The sequence below is a fragment of the Nonomuraea composti genome (assembly GCF_012034275.1).
In the GTDB taxonomy this organism is placed as follows: domain Bacteria; phylum Actinomycetota; class Actinomycetes; order Streptosporangiales; family Streptosporangiaceae; genus Nonomuraea; species Nonomuraea composti.
In genome coordinates this window covers 449,628-467,199 of the sequence record NZ_JAATEP010000002.1, presented here as the reverse complement: position 1 = coordinate 467,199, position 17,572 = coordinate 449,628, and the positions used below count along the sequence as shown (strand labels likewise).

Annotated in this window: 17 protein-coding genes; 8 read left to right on the top strand and 9 right to left on the bottom strand. The window is 72.9% G+C overall.

The features are described 5' to 3' along the window. Positions 1 to 53: 53 nt before the first annotated feature. From HCN51_RS04980 to HCN51_RS04960, 5 genes are all read right to left on the bottom strand, one after another. Positions 54 to 2,027 (bottom strand): WD40 repeat domain-containing serine/threonine protein kinase, encoded by a 1,974-nt coding sequence (locus HCN51_RS04980; RefSeq protein ID WP_168007186.1) that lies wholly within the window; start codon positions 2,025 to 2,027, stop codon positions 54 to 56. 103 nt (positions 2,028 to 2,130) lie between these two features. Beyond that, on the bottom strand, positions 2,131 to 4,308 hold the full coding sequence (locus tag HCN51_RS04975; RefSeq protein WP_240972401.1) for a SulP family inorganic anion transporter: 2,178 nt from the start codon (positions 4,306 to 4,308) through the stop codon (positions 2,131 to 2,133). Positions 4,309 to 4,428: 120 nt separating this feature from the next. Then, the gene (locus HCN51_RS04970; protein ID WP_168007182.1) at positions 4,429 to 5,040 is read right to left on the bottom strand and encodes a LysE family transporter; all 612 of its coding nucleotides are present in this window, start codon (positions 5,038 to 5,040) and stop codon (positions 4,429 to 4,431) included. Between the two features lie 78 nt (positions 5,041 to 5,118). Further along, positions 5,119 to 6,090, bottom strand: a complete 972-nt coding sequence (locus tag HCN51_RS04965; RefSeq protein ID WP_168007180.1) for a small ribosomal subunit Rsm22 family protein — start codon at positions 6,088 to 6,090, stop codon at positions 5,119 to 5,121. A 368-nt stretch (positions 6,091 to 6,458) separates the two neighbouring features. Next, complete coding sequence (locus HCN51_RS04960) at positions 6,459 to 7,031, bottom strand: TetR/AcrR family transcriptional regulator (protein ID WP_346433536.1); 573 nt, start codon at positions 7,029 to 7,031, stop codon at positions 6,459 to 6,461. Positions 7,032 to 7,107: 76 nt separating this feature from the next. Between HCN51_RS04960 and HCN51_RS04955 the strand changes: the two genes are divergently transcribed. The 8 genes from HCN51_RS04955 (at position 7,108) to HCN51_RS04920 (ending at position 14,590) form a co-directional block, all read left to right on the top strand. Beyond that, the gene (locus HCN51_RS04955) at positions 7,108 to 8,106 is read left to right on the top strand and encodes a DsbA family protein (RefSeq protein WP_168007179.1); all 999 of its coding nucleotides are present in this window, start codon (positions 7,108 to 7,110) and stop codon (positions 8,104 to 8,106) included. A gap of 260 nt (positions 8,107 to 8,366) precedes the next feature. Continuing rightward, entirely contained in the window at positions 8,367 to 9,173 is an 807-nt protein-coding gene (locus tag HCN51_RS04950; RefSeq protein WP_168007178.1) for an alpha/beta fold hydrolase, read from the top strand. A 129-nt stretch (positions 9,174 to 9,302) separates the two neighbouring features. Beyond that, a complete protein-coding gene (locus HCN51_RS04945) occupies positions 9,303 to 9,623 on the top strand; it encodes a hypothetical protein (protein WP_168007177.1) in 321 nt (106 codons plus the stop codon). Positions 9,624 to 9,770: 147 nt separating this feature from the next. Continuing rightward, positions 9,771 to 10,613 (top strand): LLM class flavin-dependent oxidoreductase, encoded by an 843-nt coding sequence (locus HCN51_RS04940; RefSeq protein WP_168007176.1) that lies wholly within the window; start codon positions 9,771 to 9,773, stop codon positions 10,611 to 10,613. 135 nt (positions 10,614 to 10,748) lie between these two features. Then, complete coding sequence (locus HCN51_RS04935; protein ID WP_168007175.1) at positions 10,749 to 11,504, top strand: TetR/AcrR family transcriptional regulator; 756 nt, start codon at positions 10,749 to 10,751, stop codon at positions 11,502 to 11,504. A gap of 101 nt (positions 11,505 to 11,605) precedes the next feature. Beyond that, positions 11,606 to 12,460, top strand: coding sequence for a hypothetical protein (locus HCN51_RS04930; protein WP_168007174.1), 855 nt, complete (start codon positions 11,606 to 11,608; stop codon positions 12,458 to 12,460). Further along, positions 12,457 to 13,926, top strand: a complete 1,470-nt coding sequence (locus HCN51_RS04925; protein ID WP_168007173.1) for a PrsW family intramembrane metalloprotease — start codon at positions 12,457 to 12,459, stop codon at positions 13,924 to 13,926. Before HCN51_RS04930 ends, HCN51_RS04925 begins: the two co-directional genes overlap by 4 nt. Before the next feature lie 40 nt (positions 13,927 to 13,966). After that, on the top strand, positions 13,967 to 14,590 hold the full coding sequence (locus HCN51_RS04920; RefSeq protein ID WP_168007172.1) for a hypothetical protein: 624 nt from the start codon (positions 13,967 to 13,969) through the stop codon (positions 14,588 to 14,590). A gap of 174 nt (positions 14,591 to 14,764) precedes the next feature. Here the strand turns inward: HCN51_RS04920 and HCN51_RS04915 are convergent, their stop codons facing one another. From HCN51_RS04915 to HCN51_RS04900, 4 genes are read right to left on the bottom strand one after another with little or no spacing between them, the layout of a single operon-like run. Beyond that, the gene (locus HCN51_RS04915; protein ID WP_168007171.1) at positions 14,765 to 15,106 is read right to left on the bottom strand and encodes a DUF4180 domain-containing protein; all 342 of its coding nucleotides are present in this window, start codon (positions 15,104 to 15,106) and stop codon (positions 14,765 to 14,767) included. Continuing rightward, positions 15,099 to 15,974, bottom strand: coding sequence for an alpha/beta fold hydrolase (locus HCN51_RS04910; RefSeq protein WP_168007170.1), 876 nt, complete (start codon positions 15,972 to 15,974; stop codon positions 15,099 to 15,101). Before HCN51_RS04910 ends, HCN51_RS04915 begins: the two co-directional genes overlap by 8 nt. Beyond that, the gene (locus HCN51_RS04905) at positions 15,974 to 16,381 is read right to left on the bottom strand and encodes a helix-turn-helix domain-containing protein (protein WP_168007169.1); all 408 of its coding nucleotides are present in this window, start codon (positions 16,379 to 16,381) and stop codon (positions 15,974 to 15,976) included. The genes HCN51_RS04910 and HCN51_RS04905 overlap by 1 nt, the downstream gene beginning before the upstream one ends. A 44-nt stretch (positions 16,382 to 16,425) precedes the next feature. After that, positions 16,426 to 17,544, bottom strand: a complete 1,119-nt coding sequence (locus HCN51_RS04900) for a winged helix DNA-binding domain-containing protein (RefSeq protein ID WP_346433535.1) — start codon at positions 17,542 to 17,544, stop codon at positions 16,426 to 16,428. Positions 17,545 to 17,572: the final 28 nt, after the last annotated feature.

Here is a 17,572-nt window from a genome sequence, read left to right as displayed (position 1 = left end):
GGGGATCATGCAACCACACGCGCCCTGGCTCGCCCGCGCCGGGGCACCGGGAGTCAGGCGCCCGCCCTGGCGAAGTGGAACAGGCCGGCCGTCCTGTCGGTGGTGGTGGCCAGCAGCCGGACCGGCCGGCCGGACAGATCGACCACGACGACGTCGTACCCCTTGCCCTTGGGCTGCCAGACGGACAGGTGCTCGTCGTCCCACCAGCCCATCACCCGGTCCCCCGTGAACGGCACGGTCACCGTCGCGCCGCGCCCGGAGACGGGCCGCACGCACAGGTCGGTGCCGTCGGCGGTGCACCGGGCAACCAGCCGCGTGCCGTCCGGGGAGACGGGGTCGTCGTAGATCTGGCCGGGGGCGTGGGCGTCGGGCAGGCTCCGCTGGAAGAGGCCGTTCCGGTCGTAGAGGCGGACGGTGCCGTCGGAGGCCCACAGCCCGACGGAGCCGCCCACCCAGAACAGGCGCTGGACGTTCTCCGGCGAGTCCTCGATCCGCACCACGCGGGCTGTGGCCCGCTCGACGTCGATGATCGCGAAGCCCGGCCTCGGCCGCGCCTCGTCCTGCCCCTTCGGCAGGTCCAGCGTCACCAGGCCGTACTTCCCGTCCGGGGACCACCGGGGCGCGTACGCCCAGACGCCCGGCTGGGAGGAGACGGTGACGACCTCCTTCACCCCGGTCGTGCGGTCGATGATCGCGACGGTCTTGGGGCCTTCGTCCGGGTTGTAGTTGTTGAGCGCCAGCGCCGTGCTCCCGTCGGGCGACAGGACATATGGGTAGCTGTACTCCTTGTGGCGCTTGAAGGTCCGCGAGCCCTTCTCGCGGATGTGGACGCCGTTGCCGCCGTAGTACGAGACGAGCTTGACCGGGTCGTCGTCGTCCTCGTAGACCTGCATCGTCGTGGACGGGACCCGGAAGCTCTCCTCCGGCTGGGCGAAGGTGGCGGCTGCGGTCGGCCCCGAAGGCTCGCCGCTCTGGGGAGCGGCGGATACCGGGTCCGACGGCTTGCCTTGCGGGGCGGCGGCGAAGGGGCCGAGCGCCAGGGCGAGCGCCGTGAGCGCCGCCGCGACCGTGACGGCGACCGCGACGACCGCGACACGGACCTTTCGGGCCTTCTGAGCGGACGGAACCGATGGGACGATGCCAGGCGTCTCCGGCAGGACGCTGCCGGGAGCCCCCTGCGGGACGAGGCCGGGTGTTCCGTGCGGGGTGGTGCCGGGTGACATGCCCAGCAGCCGGGCCAGCGCCTCGCCCGCCGTCGGCCGCCGGGCCGGGTCCTTGGCCAGGCAGTCCGTCACCAGCGCGCGCAGGGCCGGGTCGTCGATCTCGCCGACGTCCGGCTCGGCGGTCAGGATGCGGCCGATCACCGCCGGGAGCTGGTCCTGCCCGAACGGGTAGCGGCCGGACGCGGCGAACACCATCGTGCCGGCCCAGGCGAACAGGTCGGCGGGCGGCCCGGGAGTGGCCTGGCCGAACTGCTCGGGCGCCATGAACGCGGGCGTGCCGACCACGCTCCCGGTCAGCGTCGAGGTGAGGTCGAGCGCCCTGGCGATGCCGAAGTCGATCACGCGGGGGCCGTCGGCGGCGAGCAGGATGTTGGCTGGTTTGAAGTCGCGGTGCACGATGCCGGCCTGGTGGATGGCCGCCAGCGCGGTGACGGTGCTGATCGCCAGGCGGTGCAGGGCCGCCCCCGTGCGCGGCCCCTCCGCTCGTACCACCTCGGCGAGGGTGGGGCCGTCGACGTACTCGCTGACGATGTAGGGCCGCCCACCGTGCAGCCCGGTCTCCAGGACCTGCGCGGTGCAGAAGGGCGCCACCCGCCGCGCCAGCTCCACCTCGCGGACGAACCGCTGCGCCGCCTCGGCGTCGCCCGCCAGGTCGGCGCGCAGCAGCTTCACCGCCACCCGGGCGCCGCCGGCGGTGGTGGCGAGATAGACGGTGCCCTGCCCACCCTCCCCGAGGCGGCCGATCACGGTGTGGCCGGCGATCCGCTCCGGGTCGTGCGGACGGGTCTCCTCGGGCTCCGGCATCCGACAATCCCCCGTGTGGCGTTTTCCGCCATTCTGGTGACGATCATCCCCGATGTCGAGCGCCCGGCAGGCCGGGTGCCGCGCCCGGCACCCGGCCCGCTTCTCAACGCTGGCTCGGTTCCGGAGGCAGGGACGTGGTGGTGGCCACCGGCAGGTCGGGCGAGCGTGGCGGCACGATGTCCACCCGCGCGGAGGCGATGTCGAAGTAGAGCCCGACCAGCTTCAACCGGCCGGCCGCGACCTGCTCGTCCACCCCGGGGTAGGTCCTGAGGTTCTCGAGCTGCTGCTGCACGTTCAGCCGGCACAGCGCGTCGAGCCGGTCGCCGGCGTCGTCGCCGCCGAGCCCGGTGAGGCTGAGGTCGCCGTGCTGGAGCCAGCGGCTGAGCTGCGGCAGCTCGGCGGTGGCGGCCGGCCCGGCGAGCAGGGCGGCCATCGCGCCGCAGCCCGAGTGCCCGCAGACCGTGATGGTGTGCACGTCGAGGACGCGGGTGGCGTACTCGATGGCGGCGGCCACCGAGTCGTCGCTCGGCGCGGCGCCCGCGCGGGGCACGAGGTTGCCGATGTTGCGCACGGTGAACAGGTCACCGGGCCCGCTGGAGGTGATCAGGCTCGGCATGAGCCTGGAGTCGGCGCAGGTGATGAACAGGTGGGTGGGCTGCTGCTTGGCGGCCAGCTCGGTGAAGATGGGCCGCACCAGCGGCGCCGTGCGCCGGTGGAACTCGTCGGCACCCCACGTGAGCCGGCACTCCACGCTCGTGGAGGTGTCGGAGTCGCGGTGCGTCCACGGCAGCCACCAGCGGCCGGACGCCTTGGGCGGGCTCTTGGCCGGGGACATGCGGGCGCCGCTGGCGGCGATCGTGTACCACTCGTCGTGCAGCTCGTCGATGGTGACCGTGCCGCCGAGGCGTTCGTGGTCCTGACGCCAGTTGTGGATGGCCTCGAAGGCGGCGTTGTCCATGAAGTCGATGTTGAGGTCGAGGTCGACGGCGGCGCCGGCGGGGATCTCGCGCAGCTCCTGGGTGAGGCGGGGCACGCCGAGGAAGGTGAGCGAGCCGGAGACGGTGGTGTGCAGGCGCCCGTCGGGCTCCTCGCGCTTGTCGATGGTGACCCGGGTCAGGCGGCGCAGCGCCAGCAGCGCGGCCAGCGCGAGCCCGGCCAGCACGCCTTCGGCCAGGCCGACCAGGATCACGCCGGCCATGGTGATCACGTAGACGGGCACCTCGTTGTGGCCGTGCACCTTGCGGATGTGGCCGAGGCTGATCGTCCTGATGCCGATGAAGACGAGCAGGGCCGCCAGGGCCTCCATCGGGATGAGTTGGATCGTTCCACCGAGGCAGAGCGCGAACAGCAGGACCCACACGCCGTGCAGGATGGCCGACCAGCGGGTGCGCGCGCCCGCCCGGATGTTGGTGGTGCTGCGCACGATCACGCCGGCCACGGGCAGCCCGCCGAGCAGGCCGCTGACCACGTTGGCGACGCCCTGCCCGGACAGCTCGCGGTCGAGGTCGGCGCGGGGGCCGCCGTGCATGCTGTCGGTGGCCACGCAGCACAGCAGCGACTCGGCCCCGGCCAGCAGCGCGATCAGCAGGACGGCTCCGGCGACGTGGTGCCAGTCGCCCTGCGGCAGCTCCGGCGGCGCCCATGAGGCGATGGCGCCGGTCAGGTCGATGCGGGTGACGTTCCAGCCGAACAGCCACGCGGTGCCGGCGGCCACGAGCAGCGCCGCGAGAGGGGCCGGGATCGCCCGGATGTGCTTGGGCAGGCGGCCCCAGACCAGCAGCACCAGGATGGTGAGCACGCCGACCATGACCTTGTGGCCGTGCAGGTTCATCAGCTGGCCGGGGAGCTGCGTGATGTTGGCCAGCGCCGAGTGCTGGGAGCTGCCGCCGAGCACGACGTGGAGCTGCGAGAGGGCGATGATGATGCCGACGCCGGCCAGCATGCCGTGGACGACCGCGGGCGAGACGGCCAGCGCGGCGCGGGCCGCTTTGAACACGCCGAGCAGCACCTGCACGGTGCCGGCGAGGATGGTGATCACGCAGGTGGCGCGCCAGCCGTAGGTGTGCACCAGGCCGGCGATCACCACGGTGAGGCTCGCCGTCGGGCCGCTCACCTGCACGGGCGAGCCGCCCAGCCAGCCCGCGACGATGCCGCCCGCCACGGCGGCGATCAGGCCCGCCGCGAGGGGCGCGCCGGCGGCCATGGCGATGCCCAGCGACAGGGGCACCGCGACGAGGAACACGACGAGTGACGCCGGAAGATCGTGTCTGAGAGTCAGCATGACGCTACTCTCCGTATCCGTATTCATACGGCAAACCATAATGCCGAAGCCATGGTCCGCCGGACGTCGGGCGAGCGCGCCGGGCGGTGTTCGCTACCGGCGCCAATGAGGGATCCCGGCTTATTGCTCGGTGAGTGCCAGCTTGACCCCGAGTGCGACGAACGCGGCCCCGAAGCCGCGCCGCATCCACGCCAGCACGCCGGGGCGAGAGAGGACCTGGTTCCTGACGGCGGCGGCGCACAGGCCGTACCCGGCGAAGACCACGAACGTCAGCAGCATGAACACGGCGCTCAGCTCCAGCATGCGGGCCAGCGCGGCCGGCTCCCCGGCGCTGACGAACTGCGGCAGGAACGCGAAGAAGAAGATCGACAGCTTGGGGTTGAGTATGTTGACGAGCACGCCGTCGGCGATCACGCGCAGCGGGGTGCGCGGCTCGGCGGCCCGCTCGACGTCGAGGGCGCCGCGCTCGCGCAGGGTGTTCCAGGCCATGTAGAGCAGGTACGCCACGCCCGCGTACTTGATGATCTCGAAGGCGACGGCGCTGGCGTGCAGCAGGGCGGCCAGGCCGGTGATGGCGGCGGCCATGTGCGGCACGATGCCGAGCGTGCAGCCGGCGGCGGCCACGACGCCGGCCCGGCCGCCGCGGGACAGGCCGGCGGCGAGCGTGTAGAGCACGCCCGTGCCGGGGGTGACGACGATGACGAGCGAGGTCAGCAGGAACTCGATGCTCACGGACGGCGGCCTTCCCGGGGGGTTGATGTCCCCCGGGAGCCAACCATTCCTCCGACTCTATGTCAACACCTATTGGTTTTAGTGGGGCCAGGCGTCGCCCCAGTCCACGTCGCGGGCCTCGCGGTAGAGCTCGCCCTGCCGCTTGGAGACGATCACGTCGCGCAGCCCGTCGCCCTCCGTGCACAGGCGCAGCGCGACCACGCCCTTGCGTTTCTGCGGATGGCGCAGGACGCGGGCGGCCGGGCGCGGCCACGTGCCGGTCGTGGCGGCCACGTACGAGAACTTCTCGTCCTCGAAGCTGAGCGTGCCCGCCTTGATGCGGCGGTGCAGGGACGTCCGGGGCAGGCGCACGGAGAAGTGGCACCAGTCCCGGCCCTGCCGGATCGGGCAGGCGCCGTCGTGCGGGCAGGGGGCGACGATCGTCCGGCCCTGCGCGGCGAGCACGTCCCTGGCGGCGGCGACCGCGGCGTGCCCGGCCGGGGTGCCGGGCTCGATGATCACCACCATGGCGGCGCCCTCCGCCAGCCACTTCACGACCCCCGGACGGTCCCGCTCGGGGAGCTCGCCCAGGGCGTACGACATGGTGACCAGGTCGGCGGGCGGCCGGTCGAGGCCCGCGGTGATGGACGCCTGGCGCCAGGTCGTGGCGGGCAGCGGGCGCGGGCCGCCACGGGCCAGGCGGCGGCCCAGGTCGATGACGTGCGCGTCGTGCTCGACGACGGCGACCCGCTCGACGGACGGCCAGATCCCGGCCGCCGCCCAGATCGCCGCCCCGGTGCCGCCGCCGGCGTCGAGGTGGCTGCGGGGCTCGAACCCGGGGGTCAGCATGGCGGCCTGGCGCAGGGCGGCCGCGGCGGCGGCGTACGTGGCGGGCATGCGGTAGGCCGCGTAGGCGGCGACGTCGGCGCGCGTCCGCAGGTGGTTGCCGCCCTGGGAGACGCCCGCCACGCGGTAACGCTCGGTGAGGCGGGTCACCGCGTCCGACAGCTCCTGGGGTGTGAAGCGGGCCAGGGCCTGGTCGAGGGCGGTTCTGAGGTCATCGGGGAGCATGGCGGACGGTCACCTGACGTGCGGAAAGGGGGCGGGACTGCGGGGAACGGGGGCATGAAGGCATGCTGAAGGGCTCCTCGGAGCGAAGAGGGAAACGGTCGGCTGGTCACGCGAGCGACCGCTTCGGACGAGGAGCATTCGCCCGCCGGCACGAGCCCGACGGCGACCGGCTACAGCGTGGCGCGCCCTCGCCGGGAAGCGGCGGCACGGACCTTGGCGAGGCGCATACGGACCCCCATCAATCGCGCGAAGACAACCGTGGACATTATCGGTCATGCCCGCGCGACCGCGGTATCGCCCCCTCCGACCTTTCGCACCCCCCGGGCAGGCACTCACCCCTGGTGACTGGGCGCGGGGGCCTGAGCTTACTACCCTGCGGCGGCCTGGCAGCCGGTGCGGAACAGCCGCCAGAACGCCAGCGCCGCCTCCTCGCCGGCGCCGCCGTCCGCGACCCAGTGGGCGATCACGCCGACGAGCGCGCCCGCCAGGTACGCGGCGTGCATGCCCACCGGCACGTCCTCCCACCCGGCCGGGCGCCGGCCGTCGGCGAAGCGCCGCGCCAGCTCGTCGGTCAGCCGCTCGCGCATTCGGGCGGCGAAGCGGGCGCTGCCGTGCGCCCCGAGCATGCGCCGGTAGAGGGCGGCGTTGACGGCCACGTGCTCGAACAGCTCCACCAGCGGCCCGGGTGCCCGCTCGCGCGGCGCGTCGAGCGGGCACAGGGCGGCGGCCCTGGCCACGGCGGTGACGGCGTCCTCCATGGCGTCGGTGACCAGCGCGTCGACGTCGGGGTAGTGCAGGTAGACCGTCGCCCGGTTCACCTCGGCGCGCTTGGCCAGCGCGGACATCGTGATGGAGGTGAGCTCCTGCTGCAGGGCCAGCTCCAGCATGGCCGCCTTGAGGCGGGCGCGGGTGCGCTGGGCGCGTGGATCGTCGGGGTTCACGCCCTTCACTATACGACATTCATCGCTTACGCGACATGTGTTGACTATTCAACATTTGTCGCATATCTTGGGCGGCATGAGAGTGGAGATTTGGGCGGACGTCGTCTGCGGATGGGCCCACATCGGGAAGCGCCGCATGGAGAAGGCGCTGGCCTCCTGGGAAGGGGAGCCGGTCGAGGTGGTCTGGCGGCCCTACCAGATCGACCCGTCCGCGCCCGTGCGCGCCGTCCCCATGGCCGAGCTGCTCGCCGACCCCGTGGCCGACGAGGCGCTGCGGGCCTGCGCGCCCGGCCTCTCCCCCGCCGAGAACCGGGCGCGGGTGGCCCAGGTGGCCGCCGCCGAAGGGCTCGGGGAGCAGTGGGGGTCCGGGTGGCGGGCCGGCACGCTGGAGGCGCACCGGCTGATCGCGCTGGCGTACGAGAAGGGCGGGGCCGAGCTGCAGGACCGCGTGGTGGAGCGGGTGCTGCGCGCCCACTTCGTCGACGTCCAGGACATCAGCGACCTCACCGTCCTGACCGCCATCGCCGCGGAGGCGGGCCTGGCCGAGGAGGCCGGCTACACCGGCGAGCCCTCCCTCGACACCCTGCCCGGGGCCGAGCTGGTGCGCGAGCTCCTGCTCGTCGGCAAGGCCAAGGGCGTGCGCACGTCCCCCACGATCGTGGCGAACGGGCTCGCGCTGGAGGGCGCGCAACCGCCCGCGACGCTGCGCGAGTTCCTGGAGGACGCCGCGCGGCACACGCCCCGGCGGCTGCCCGACGAGGTGGAGCGGCTCCGGTACGCAGAGTCGCTGCTCGACCAGCGCGACCCCCTCGGGTCTTTGACGCTGCTGCGCCCGCTGATGACGGCGCACGGCGACGACCGCGGGGTGCGGCTGCTGGCGGCCCGCGCCTACTTCGCCTCGGCCCAGCTCAACCGGGCGCGCACGGCGCTGGAGTCCCTGGTGGCCGAGTCGCCGGACGACTCCTACGCCCGCCACCTGCTGGGCCGCACCCTCCAGCGCCAGGGCCGCCACGAGGAGGCCGCCTCCCACCTGACCCTGGCCGCCGCCATGACCCCGGACTACGCGACCGGCTGACCCCTTCGTGACGGGCACAGCCGGGCCGCGACGGCATACTCGGATCATGATCAAGATTCGGGCGGCGCCCCTGAGGAGACGCCGTAGCGGCAGGCGCACGTGGCCGGTCACCGCCGTCATGGCGGCGGTGCCGGCGGCGACGGCCCCGGCGGCCGGAATCGACGAAGACGACGGACGGCCGGCGTGGCGGGACTGCGCGGGAAAATGTCGGTGCGGTGCTGTTCCCTTCGTCGGTAGGGCCTCCGAACGAAAGGATCACCATGGACACCGTGACTTCCCCCGACGGCACCCACATCGCGTTCACCCGGACGGGCGAGGGGCCCGCGATCATCCTGGTGGACGGGGCCATGTGCTTCCGCGGCGCCGGCCCCTCCGACGCGCTGGCGGCGGAGCTGGCGAGCGCCTTCAGCGTCTACACCTACGACCGGCGCGGCCGGGGCGAGAGCACCGACGCCCGCCATCCCGACACGGGCGGCGGGGCCGAGGAGTGGGCGCGGGCGAGTGTCGAGGCGGAGGTCGACGACCTGGTGGCCCTCGTCGGGCACGCCGGCGGCAACGCTTATGTGTTCGGCCACTCGTCGGGGGCGATCCTCGCGCTGGAGGCGAGCCTGCGCGGCGCGGGGATCGCCGGGCTGGCGTTGTTCGAGCCGCCGCCCGCCGGAGGCGACGACGACGCGGAGCTGCTGGAGCGGCTGCGCGCGCTGGTGCGTGCGGGCCGCAGGGGCGAGGCCGTCGAGGCGTTCCAGACGGCGATCGGGCTGCCGCGGGAGATGATCGCGGGGATGCGCCAGTCGCCGTTCCGAGCGGTGCTGGAGGGCATCGCGCCGACGCTCGCGTACGACGCGGCGGTGGCGAACGGCGCCGATCCCGCCCGGTACGCCGGCGTCACCGCGCCGGTCCTGGTGCTCGACAGCGAGGCCAGCCCCGGCCTTCTGCGTACGGCGTGCGAGGACATGGCGGAGGCGGTGCCGGGGGCGGTGCGGCGGAGCCTGCCAGGCGGGTTCCACGACGTCGAGGCGGGGGTGATGGGGCCGGCGCTGATCGAGTTCTTCGGCAAGGCAGGGTGACGGTCGCGAGGGGTGCTCGTCCTTCCCCGGTGGTCTATTGAGGGAAAAGTCGGTGTGGCGCTACTGGAAGCGTCAAGATCGCTACGTATAGTGATGGCCGATGGCACTCCGTGATTACAGGGGGAGATCATGAGAAAGAGCCTCACCGCCACCGGCGGGGCGCTGCTCGCCGCGGCCGTACTGTTCGGCACGGCCGGCTCCGCGGCCGCCGACGACGGCAAGGACTACGTCTGGTCCGAGTTCTGGGCCAAGCACCCGCACCACTGCGGCCTGGGCATGAACGACGACTCGACCTACCAGCACGTCACCAAGCACGGTGTCTTCGCCGGCACCCGCGACGCCGACGTCTGCAAGGCGTTCGAGTCCAAGAACTACCGGGAAAACTGGGCGGGCGACGACGACGACGATGATGACGATGACGACGACGACAGCGATTTCACCGTCGACTGACGAAAGCTGAGCTTTCGGCGTACGGCTGTCCCGGTACCCGCTTCGCGCGGGGCCGGGACAGCCGCCGTTCAGGCCCGATGCAGGGCAGGTCCCGGAGCGGCCGTGGGCCGCTTTCCCCGCTCGGGCGGGGGTGGATAGCCTGATCGGATGCGACTCGGTGTGAACGTTCCCAACTTCGGCCCCGGCACCACCCCCGACGTGCTGCGGCGCTGGGCCCTGACCGTCGAGGGCCTCGGTTTCGACCTGCTCATGGTCTCCGACCACGTCGTGATCACTCCCGACGTCGCCGAGCAGTATCCCCCGCCGTTCTACGAGCCGTTCACCACCCTTTCCTGGCTGGCCGGCGCGACCACCGGCATCACGCTCGGCACGACGGTGCTGATCGTCCCTTATCGTCATCCGCTGCTCGTCGCCCGGATGGCGGCCAACTTGCACGACCTCAGCGGCGGCCGGCTGGTGCTGGGTGTCGGGGCGGGGTGGGCGCGGCAGGAGTTCGAGGCGCTGGGGGTGGCGCACGAGCGGCGCGGCAAACTCACCGACGAGTACCTGGCCGCCATGCGCGACGCCTGGGCCGACGAGCGCGACTACCGGGCCCGGGGCGGCGTGCCGCTGTGGATCGGCGGCGGCAGCCCGGCCGCGCTGCGCCGGGCGGTGCGGTTCGGCCAGGCGTGGCATCCGCTCAGGAACACCCTGCCCTGGCTGCGCGAGACGTGGGCGCGGCTCCAGGACATCGCGGCGGAGCAGGAACGGCCGGCGCCCGCGCTGGCCCCGCGCATCCTGCTGCGGATCACGCCCAAGCCGGTGACGGGCGCGCAGCGGCGGGCCGGCGAGGGCACGATCGAGCAGGTCGTGGAGGACCTGGAGGAGCTGCGCCTGCTGGGGGCGGAGACGGTGGTGCTGGACCCGTTCCACGAGGATCCGGCGGAGACGCTCCACCCGGAGGCGGCCTGGGAGATGCTGGCCGCCGTGGCCGCCCGCCGGCCCGCCTGACCCCGCCTTCCGGCTGGTCGCCCGGCCGCACGCCGGGCCGTTCGTGTCGCGCCGCACAGTGAGCGTACGCTCGCATGATCCACGCGGCTGATAGCCTTATGCCGTAAGGTATTGTCCGCCCCCGGGAGTCCCGCGTTGACCGTCTTCGCAGGTCAGGGTGATGCGCGACGGTCGATGGCGTTGTTGTGGCGCGGCGGCGAGCAGCCGGAAGAGGTGCGTCCCGGCCCCAAGCCGGCCCTGAGCGTCGACGTGATCGTCGAGGCCGCGATCGAGGTGGCCGACCGCGAGGGCATGGCGGCGCTGTCCATGCGCAAGGTCGGCGAGCGGCTGGGCCGCACCGGCATGGCGCTCTACACGTACGTGCCGAACAAGGGCGAGCTGGTCGACCTCATGTACGACCGGGTGCTGGCCGAGCTGCCCACGGAGTACGACGTGAGCGCGGGCTGGCGCCCGGCCGTGGCCTCGTGGGCCGGGCACACGCTCGACTTCTACCTGCGTCACCCCTGGGTGCTGCAGGTGTCGCAGGCGCGGCCGGTGCTGGGGCCGAACGAGTTCGCTGCGCTGGAGAGCGTGGTGGCGATCCTGCGCGGCACGGGCCTCGGGCCGCGCAGGACGCGCGGGGTGGTGGCGCTGCTGTTCGACTTCGTCCGGGGCGCGGCGAGGACCGTCACGGAGTCGCGCCTGGCGCCCTCGGCGACAGGGGTGTCGGACGAGGAGTGGTGGCGGACGCGCTCGCACCTGCTGGAGGAGGTCGCGCCCGGGTTCGCGGAGCGTTATCCGATGGTGGCGTGGGTGGAGTCGCAGGACGACGAGGCGGGCGAGGACGACACGTTCACGATGGGCCTGAACGTGCTGCTCGACGGCCTCGAGGCGACCATCGCCAAGGGCTGAATTCCGCCCCCGCAGAAAATTCAGCGAGCTACTTGAACAGCCGGTATATTCTCCCGTGAAATAGCAGCCCCCACCGCCGAGCACTTCCGGGAGGTGTATTCATGGGATACGCCCCATTTGTGATCGGCGCCCTGGGAATCATCGCCACCCTCCAGGCGCCCAGCGCCATGGTGACCTGCGACAGAGGGGCCACGGGAGAGCTGACGGTCCAGTCACCATCGATCGTCATGGCGGATTCGCCCGGCACGGCCCGGTTTTATGTGCGGCTCGACATCAGCAACGTCCCCGCCACACGGCAGACTTTTCCCGGCGGGGAAACGCACGGCATACCCACTCAGGTCACCGGCAACGTGACATTGTTTCTGCAGCCCGGCGAAAAAACGGAAATAACGGTCCCTCTCAGCGGGACGGCGGCGGGCGATCGCGTTTTCCTGACCGGCCACGGAACGCTGGACCCTGGGAAAGCCGCTCCGGGCATCCACCGGCTGCACGCCACGAACCTGGCCATCTCCGTCCCTTCCGCCGGACCTTGCCGGCTCAGCGACACCGAGCCGGTCGGCGAGTTCTTCATGCAACCGGCCCGAGCCCCGGCCGGGGGCGAGAGCTACGACGCTCTCGTGGCAGTGATCCAGCGCCTCATGATGGCACTCGTCATCGTGGCGGCCGGCGTCTTCATCTACACGAACAGGCCGGAGAGGCTCAGGCGCGATCGGCGCCCGCACACCGCCGGCACGCCCGCGCCCAAGCACAGCACTGAGCCCGCCGGGTTCGAGACCCGGCCGCACCTGCGCTTCTTCCGGACGTTCGCGTCGATGGCCGCCGGTTGCCTGCTCACGCTCGGGCTGGTCGTGAGTTGCGTGATCGACCGGCACACGACCTTGGAGGACCTGCCGGGCCTCCCGGGGCAGCCGTCCGCGCCCGCCCCGCCACCTCCGCGTCCGGCAGGTAACGCATGACCGAGGACCCCCGTCTTCTGCCGGCCTGCCGGCGTCAGCGCGCGGCGCTGCTCGTCCTCGTGTCGCTGCACGTCGTGGTCGCGCTGACCATGGTGATCAGCCTGGTCCGGCCCCGGCAGGTGGACATGACGGCCCTGGACATCCCGGGGCTGGAGGAGCTGGTGACGCTGGCCGGCCTGTACGTGCACTGGCCGTACCCGCCCGGCTGGGCGCTGCTGGCGGTGCTGTCCGCCGTGGCGTGGGGGCACTTGCGATACGCGAGGCGCCGGCAGGTCCCGGCGGACCGTCGTACGGTGCTGGCGCGGCGCTACCGCCGGGCACTCGTCGCGGTGCTGCTGGCGGTGCCGGCCCTGAAGTCCCCGCTCTTCGTCGACCTGATCATGTGGCCGCGGGCCTGGGCGCTGGCCTTCCTGGTGTGCGTGCCCACGACCGTCTACGCGCTGGGGCTCGTGCACTGCGTGCAGCGTTTCCGCCGGGTGCCGGTGCCCCTGCTGCTGGGCGGCGCGGGATGGGGGGCGATCGTCGCCGGCGGGTTCGGCGCGACGATGAACGAGTGGTGGTCGGACTTCTCCCTCCTGCACTTCCCGCTCCCCGACAACGTCCTGGACGTCACGTACCTGAAGACCATCGGCCTGCCGATGGTCTCCGGGTTCTTCGAGGAGGTCGGCAAGGGAGCCGGGGTCGCGATCCTCTTCCTGCTGTACCGGCGGCACTTCGACTCCGTCGTCTCCGGCATCGTGCTCGGCGCCGCCGTCGGCCTCGGCTTCAACTTCGGCGAGAGCCTCACCTACATGGCGTACTTCGACGGCGCGAGCGCGGGCTTCCACTTCTGGGGCCGGCAGGTGGCCGGGCTCATGGCCGCGCACACCGCGTTCACCGCCGTCGTCGGCGCGGGCTTCGGCATCGCCCGCCAGCTGCACAGCCGCTCGCAGCAGGTCACCACGATCGCCCTCGGCTTCTGCGTGGCCGCCGGCGCGCACTTCTGCAACAACAGCATGCTCGACTACGTCGGCAAAGAGTCCCACAAGTGGTTCACCGTCAACGACACCGTGCACGCCCTGGTGCTGACGCCCGCCCAGTTCCTGCTGTTCCAGGGCCCGCTGGTGGTCCTGTACGTGCTGCTGCTGCGCCGCGGGCTGCGCAGCCAGGAGGGCGGCCTGCGGGTGGCGTTGTCGAACCTGCCGGACGCCTCCCGCGCCGCGATCACCGAGCCGGAGGCGGCCGTGCTGCTCTCCCCCGCCCGGCGCTTCCGGCTCAAGGTGGACGCCCTGCGCGCCGCCGGCAGCCTGCGCCACGGCATCGCCGCCTACCGCCGCCTGGCCCGCCTGCACGCGGCCCAGCTCGACCTCGCCACCGAGCACTGGCACCGGCTGCGCGGCGAAGCCGACCCGCTCGCGCCGGACGAGGCGACGTCGCGCGCCCGCGTCCAGGCGATCAAGGCCGTCCTCGCCGGAGCCGGCCCGTGAGCGCCTTCACCATCGACCTCCGGGCCCCAAGGACTTGCCGATGAACGAGTGCGCGCAGCGGCTGCTGTCACGATGCCTGCTCACCGCCATGGCAGCGGCGTGGGTCCTGCTGCTGGGCGCCTCCCCCGCGGCGGCCGGCTGCGGCAGCATCACGTACGAGCAGCACCAGGAAGACCCGGCTCCCGCTGAGCCCGGGAAGAAGTTCCCCTCGCTGAGCTGCGACCAGTCCGTCCCCGCGGCCGCCGCCGGTCTCGCCTGCGCCCTGGGCCTGGCCGCCACCGGCTTCTACGCCTGGCGGCTGCACAACGCCGGCGCCGCGCCGGTCGCGCCCGTGGAGCAGGTGAAGACCGAGGTCGTCGGCCCGGGCGAGGTCAGGGTCGGCGACGTGGACGGGGACGTCGTCATCCAGGGCGGCACCCTGGTGGGCCAGGTGTCCGGCACGGCGGTGATGGTGGACAACGCCACCTTCATCGGGAAGGCCCAGTACGTGGTGCAGATCGGCGACCGCAACGACGTGGTGGGCGACATCGCGGAGGGCGAGAACGTCGTCCAGGTCGGCCGCCGTAACACCGTGCTCGGTGACGTCGCGGGCAAGCTCGTCCAGGCCCGCTCGGTCATGGGCCGGATCTTCACCAAGGGCCGCAAGGTGTGGCCGCTCGACTGACGACCGAAGCTCACCGGCCAGCCGCACGCCCGCGATGGGCCGTCGCCGAGCCGCACGTACCCGAAGGGCCACCCCTTCGCGAGGGCGGGCGTCACCGGGCGGCGGCGAAGGCCCCTCCGCGAGGATGGGGGTCACCGGGCGCACGGAGGTGAAGGGCTGAGCCTGCGTGAGGGGTCACCGGCGGGCTGCCAGGCGGGCCGCCAGCTCGGCCTCGTCGCGTACGAACCACAGGTGCTCGCCCCGGTTGGCCTCGATCATCCAGGCGCGCACCGCGTCGCTGGCGGCGGCGTGCCGGGTGGTGTCGCCGACGATGGCGAGGCCGATCCGGTAGTTGGCGAACTTCTGCGTGATCTCGCCGGCCACGCCGGTGCTCAGCTTGAAGAAGTCGGCGGGCAGCCGCTCGATCGGCACGGCCACCCAGCGGGCCCCGCTGCCCCAGGCGTCGCCGATGAGGTCGAGCACGTCGGCGGTGTTCTTCAGGGGCTCGCCGTCCGCGTAGTGGTAGCCGTCAGGCATGGGGGTCCTCCAGGAAGGTCATGATCTCTTGGGTTCGCGGGGGCAGCAGGTGCCCGGTGCGGGGCAGGATGCGCACGTCGGCGCCGGGCAGGGTGCGGGCGAGGCGGCGCTCGGTGTCGCGGGAGTCGAGCAGGCTGTCGCGGTCGCCGGCGATGACCAGCACCGGCATGGCCAGTCGGCGCAGCTCCTCGTCGGCGAAGACGGGCACCTTGCCCCGGCGCGGCCGAAAGTGCCGATGCACCAGCAACACGAACGCCCCCAGCTCACCGCCCAGCCCGCCGGCGGTCTCCCCAAGCGTGGCGGCGTGGGGGCCGAGGAGCAGGTGCAGGGCGCGGCGGCGGCCTGCCTCGCCGCCCAGCGCCGCCAGCGGGAGTGCCCGCAGCAGGGGCAGGACGCGCTGCCTGCCGATGCCGCTCGGGCACATGAGGGCGAGCCGTTCGACCCGATCGGGTCGCCGGGTGGCGTAGGCGAGGGCGGCCCAGCCGCCGAGCGACACGGCGGCGATGGAGGCGCGCTGTACGCCGAGCCCGGTCAGCACCTCGTCGAGCCAGCCCGCGTGGACGTCCGGGTCGAGGGGCGGGCGGGACGGCGCGCTCAGCCCCGGCTCGCCGAGGAGGTCCACCGCGTGGACGCGGAAGCGGCGCGCCCAGGTGGCGACGTCGCCGAGCCACATGGCGCTGTTGGACGCCGAGCCGTGCAGGAGCAGCAGCGGCGGCGCCCCGGACGGCCCGCACGTCACGGCGAACGTCTCCCCCAGCGCGGTCGGCACGCGCACCTGCTCGTGCGGCACCGGCCAGCGCCCGAGCAGCTCGCGGTAACGGTGCTCGACGGCTCGCCTGCCTTCCGGTGAGGAGTAGACGCCGCTCATCAGTTCCGTACCAGTGCGTCGATGAGGCGTAGCACCTGGGCGCTGGCCTCCAGCCCGCCCAGCACGATGATCTTCAGGTGCTCGCGTTCCTCGTCGTACACGAACTGCACGCGCACACCGTGCGGCTCGCCCCCGAGAGCCCCGGTGACCATGGTGCTGACGCGGTCCATGTCGCCCCGGCCGATGCCGTCGATCTGGACGATGCTCGACACCTCGGCGTGCCGGGGCCGGGTGACGGGCGCGGCAGGGACGGGCAGGCCGGTGAAGGAAGCGAGGTCCTGTTTCGTGATGCGGTACTGCTTGCCGATCCGTACGGCGGGCAGCCGCCCGTCCCGTACGTAGTTGCGCACGGTCTTGACGTGCAGCCCGAGCATTCCCGCCACCTGCTCCACGGTGTAGTGCTCCATAACACTCCCTATTATGCCCCATCGAAGGGAGCGACAGGGAGGGTTCAGGCGTGTGGTCCGACGGCGACGGGGCCGATGGTGAGGCGCGGGCGTCCTTCCAGCACCTGGCCCACCCGCAGCACCTGCTCCTGCAGCTCCTCCTCCTGAGCCCGCGTGAGGTCGCGCAGCGGCTCCACCGTGATGTCGATCCGGCTGCCGGAGCGCCGCTGGTGCCAGACGCCGGCCACGTTCCCGTCGACGAGCAGCACGGGGAAGTTGCCCGCCTGCCCGCCGGCCAGCGCCCGCCGGGCCGCGTCCCCGGCGTACAGGAGGTCGCGGGGCCGGCCGGCGACCACGTAAGCGTCGAAGTACGGCAGGAGCCGCACGCCCCTGGGCGGCTCGGCGGGCATCGCGGTGTCGCCCGCGAGGACGAAAGCGCGCCGGCCCGCCAGCCGCACCTCCTCCAGCTCGACGCCCTGGAAGGCCGCGTTCGCCCAGCCGACGGGGCCGCCCGCCCACTGGGCGAACTCGGCGGGCGTGGCCGGCCCGTACGCCCACAAGAAGCCTCTGGCGAGCCAGGCGGGCCCGCCGGTGGCGGGGGGCGCGTCGGGGGCGGCGGTGTAGGTGACCTTGCGCCCGCGGCCCGCGCCGAACACGAACGCGCCCCGGTGCGCCGCCAGGTGCATGACCTGCCGCCACCGCGGCCAGTAGGTCTGGAACGCGGGCATGACGAGGTCGCCCGCCCACGGCCCGGTGGCGGCGACGACCGCCTCGCTCAGCTCGTCCATCGTCAGCTCGGCGCCCTTGAGCGCGTCGCGGACGGCGGCCACCACCTGGTCGGTCTGCTCGTCGGTCATGCGCATGTACGCGGGGCCGGGCTTGACGGGGATCGACGACAGGGCGTTCACCCAGTCGGGCAGGTCGCGGGCGGGCAGCAGGTGCACGGTGCCGCGCGGCCCGTGCGTCTTGACCAGGCCGCGCTCCTTCCACAGCGCCTCCCGGACGTGGGCCCGGGTGAAGCCGTCGAGGCGCAGCCCAATCGACAGCTCGGCGGCGGACATGACCTGGGCGTGCGCGCCGCACATGGCGGCGACGGTCTCCTCCGGGCCGCCGCCCTGCGCGGTGAGGAGCCCGGCGCGCTGCAGCCGCCGCGCGCTGACCTGAGGCCACGACAGTTCGATCACGGGTAGTGCCTTTCTTCCGTCCGACGAC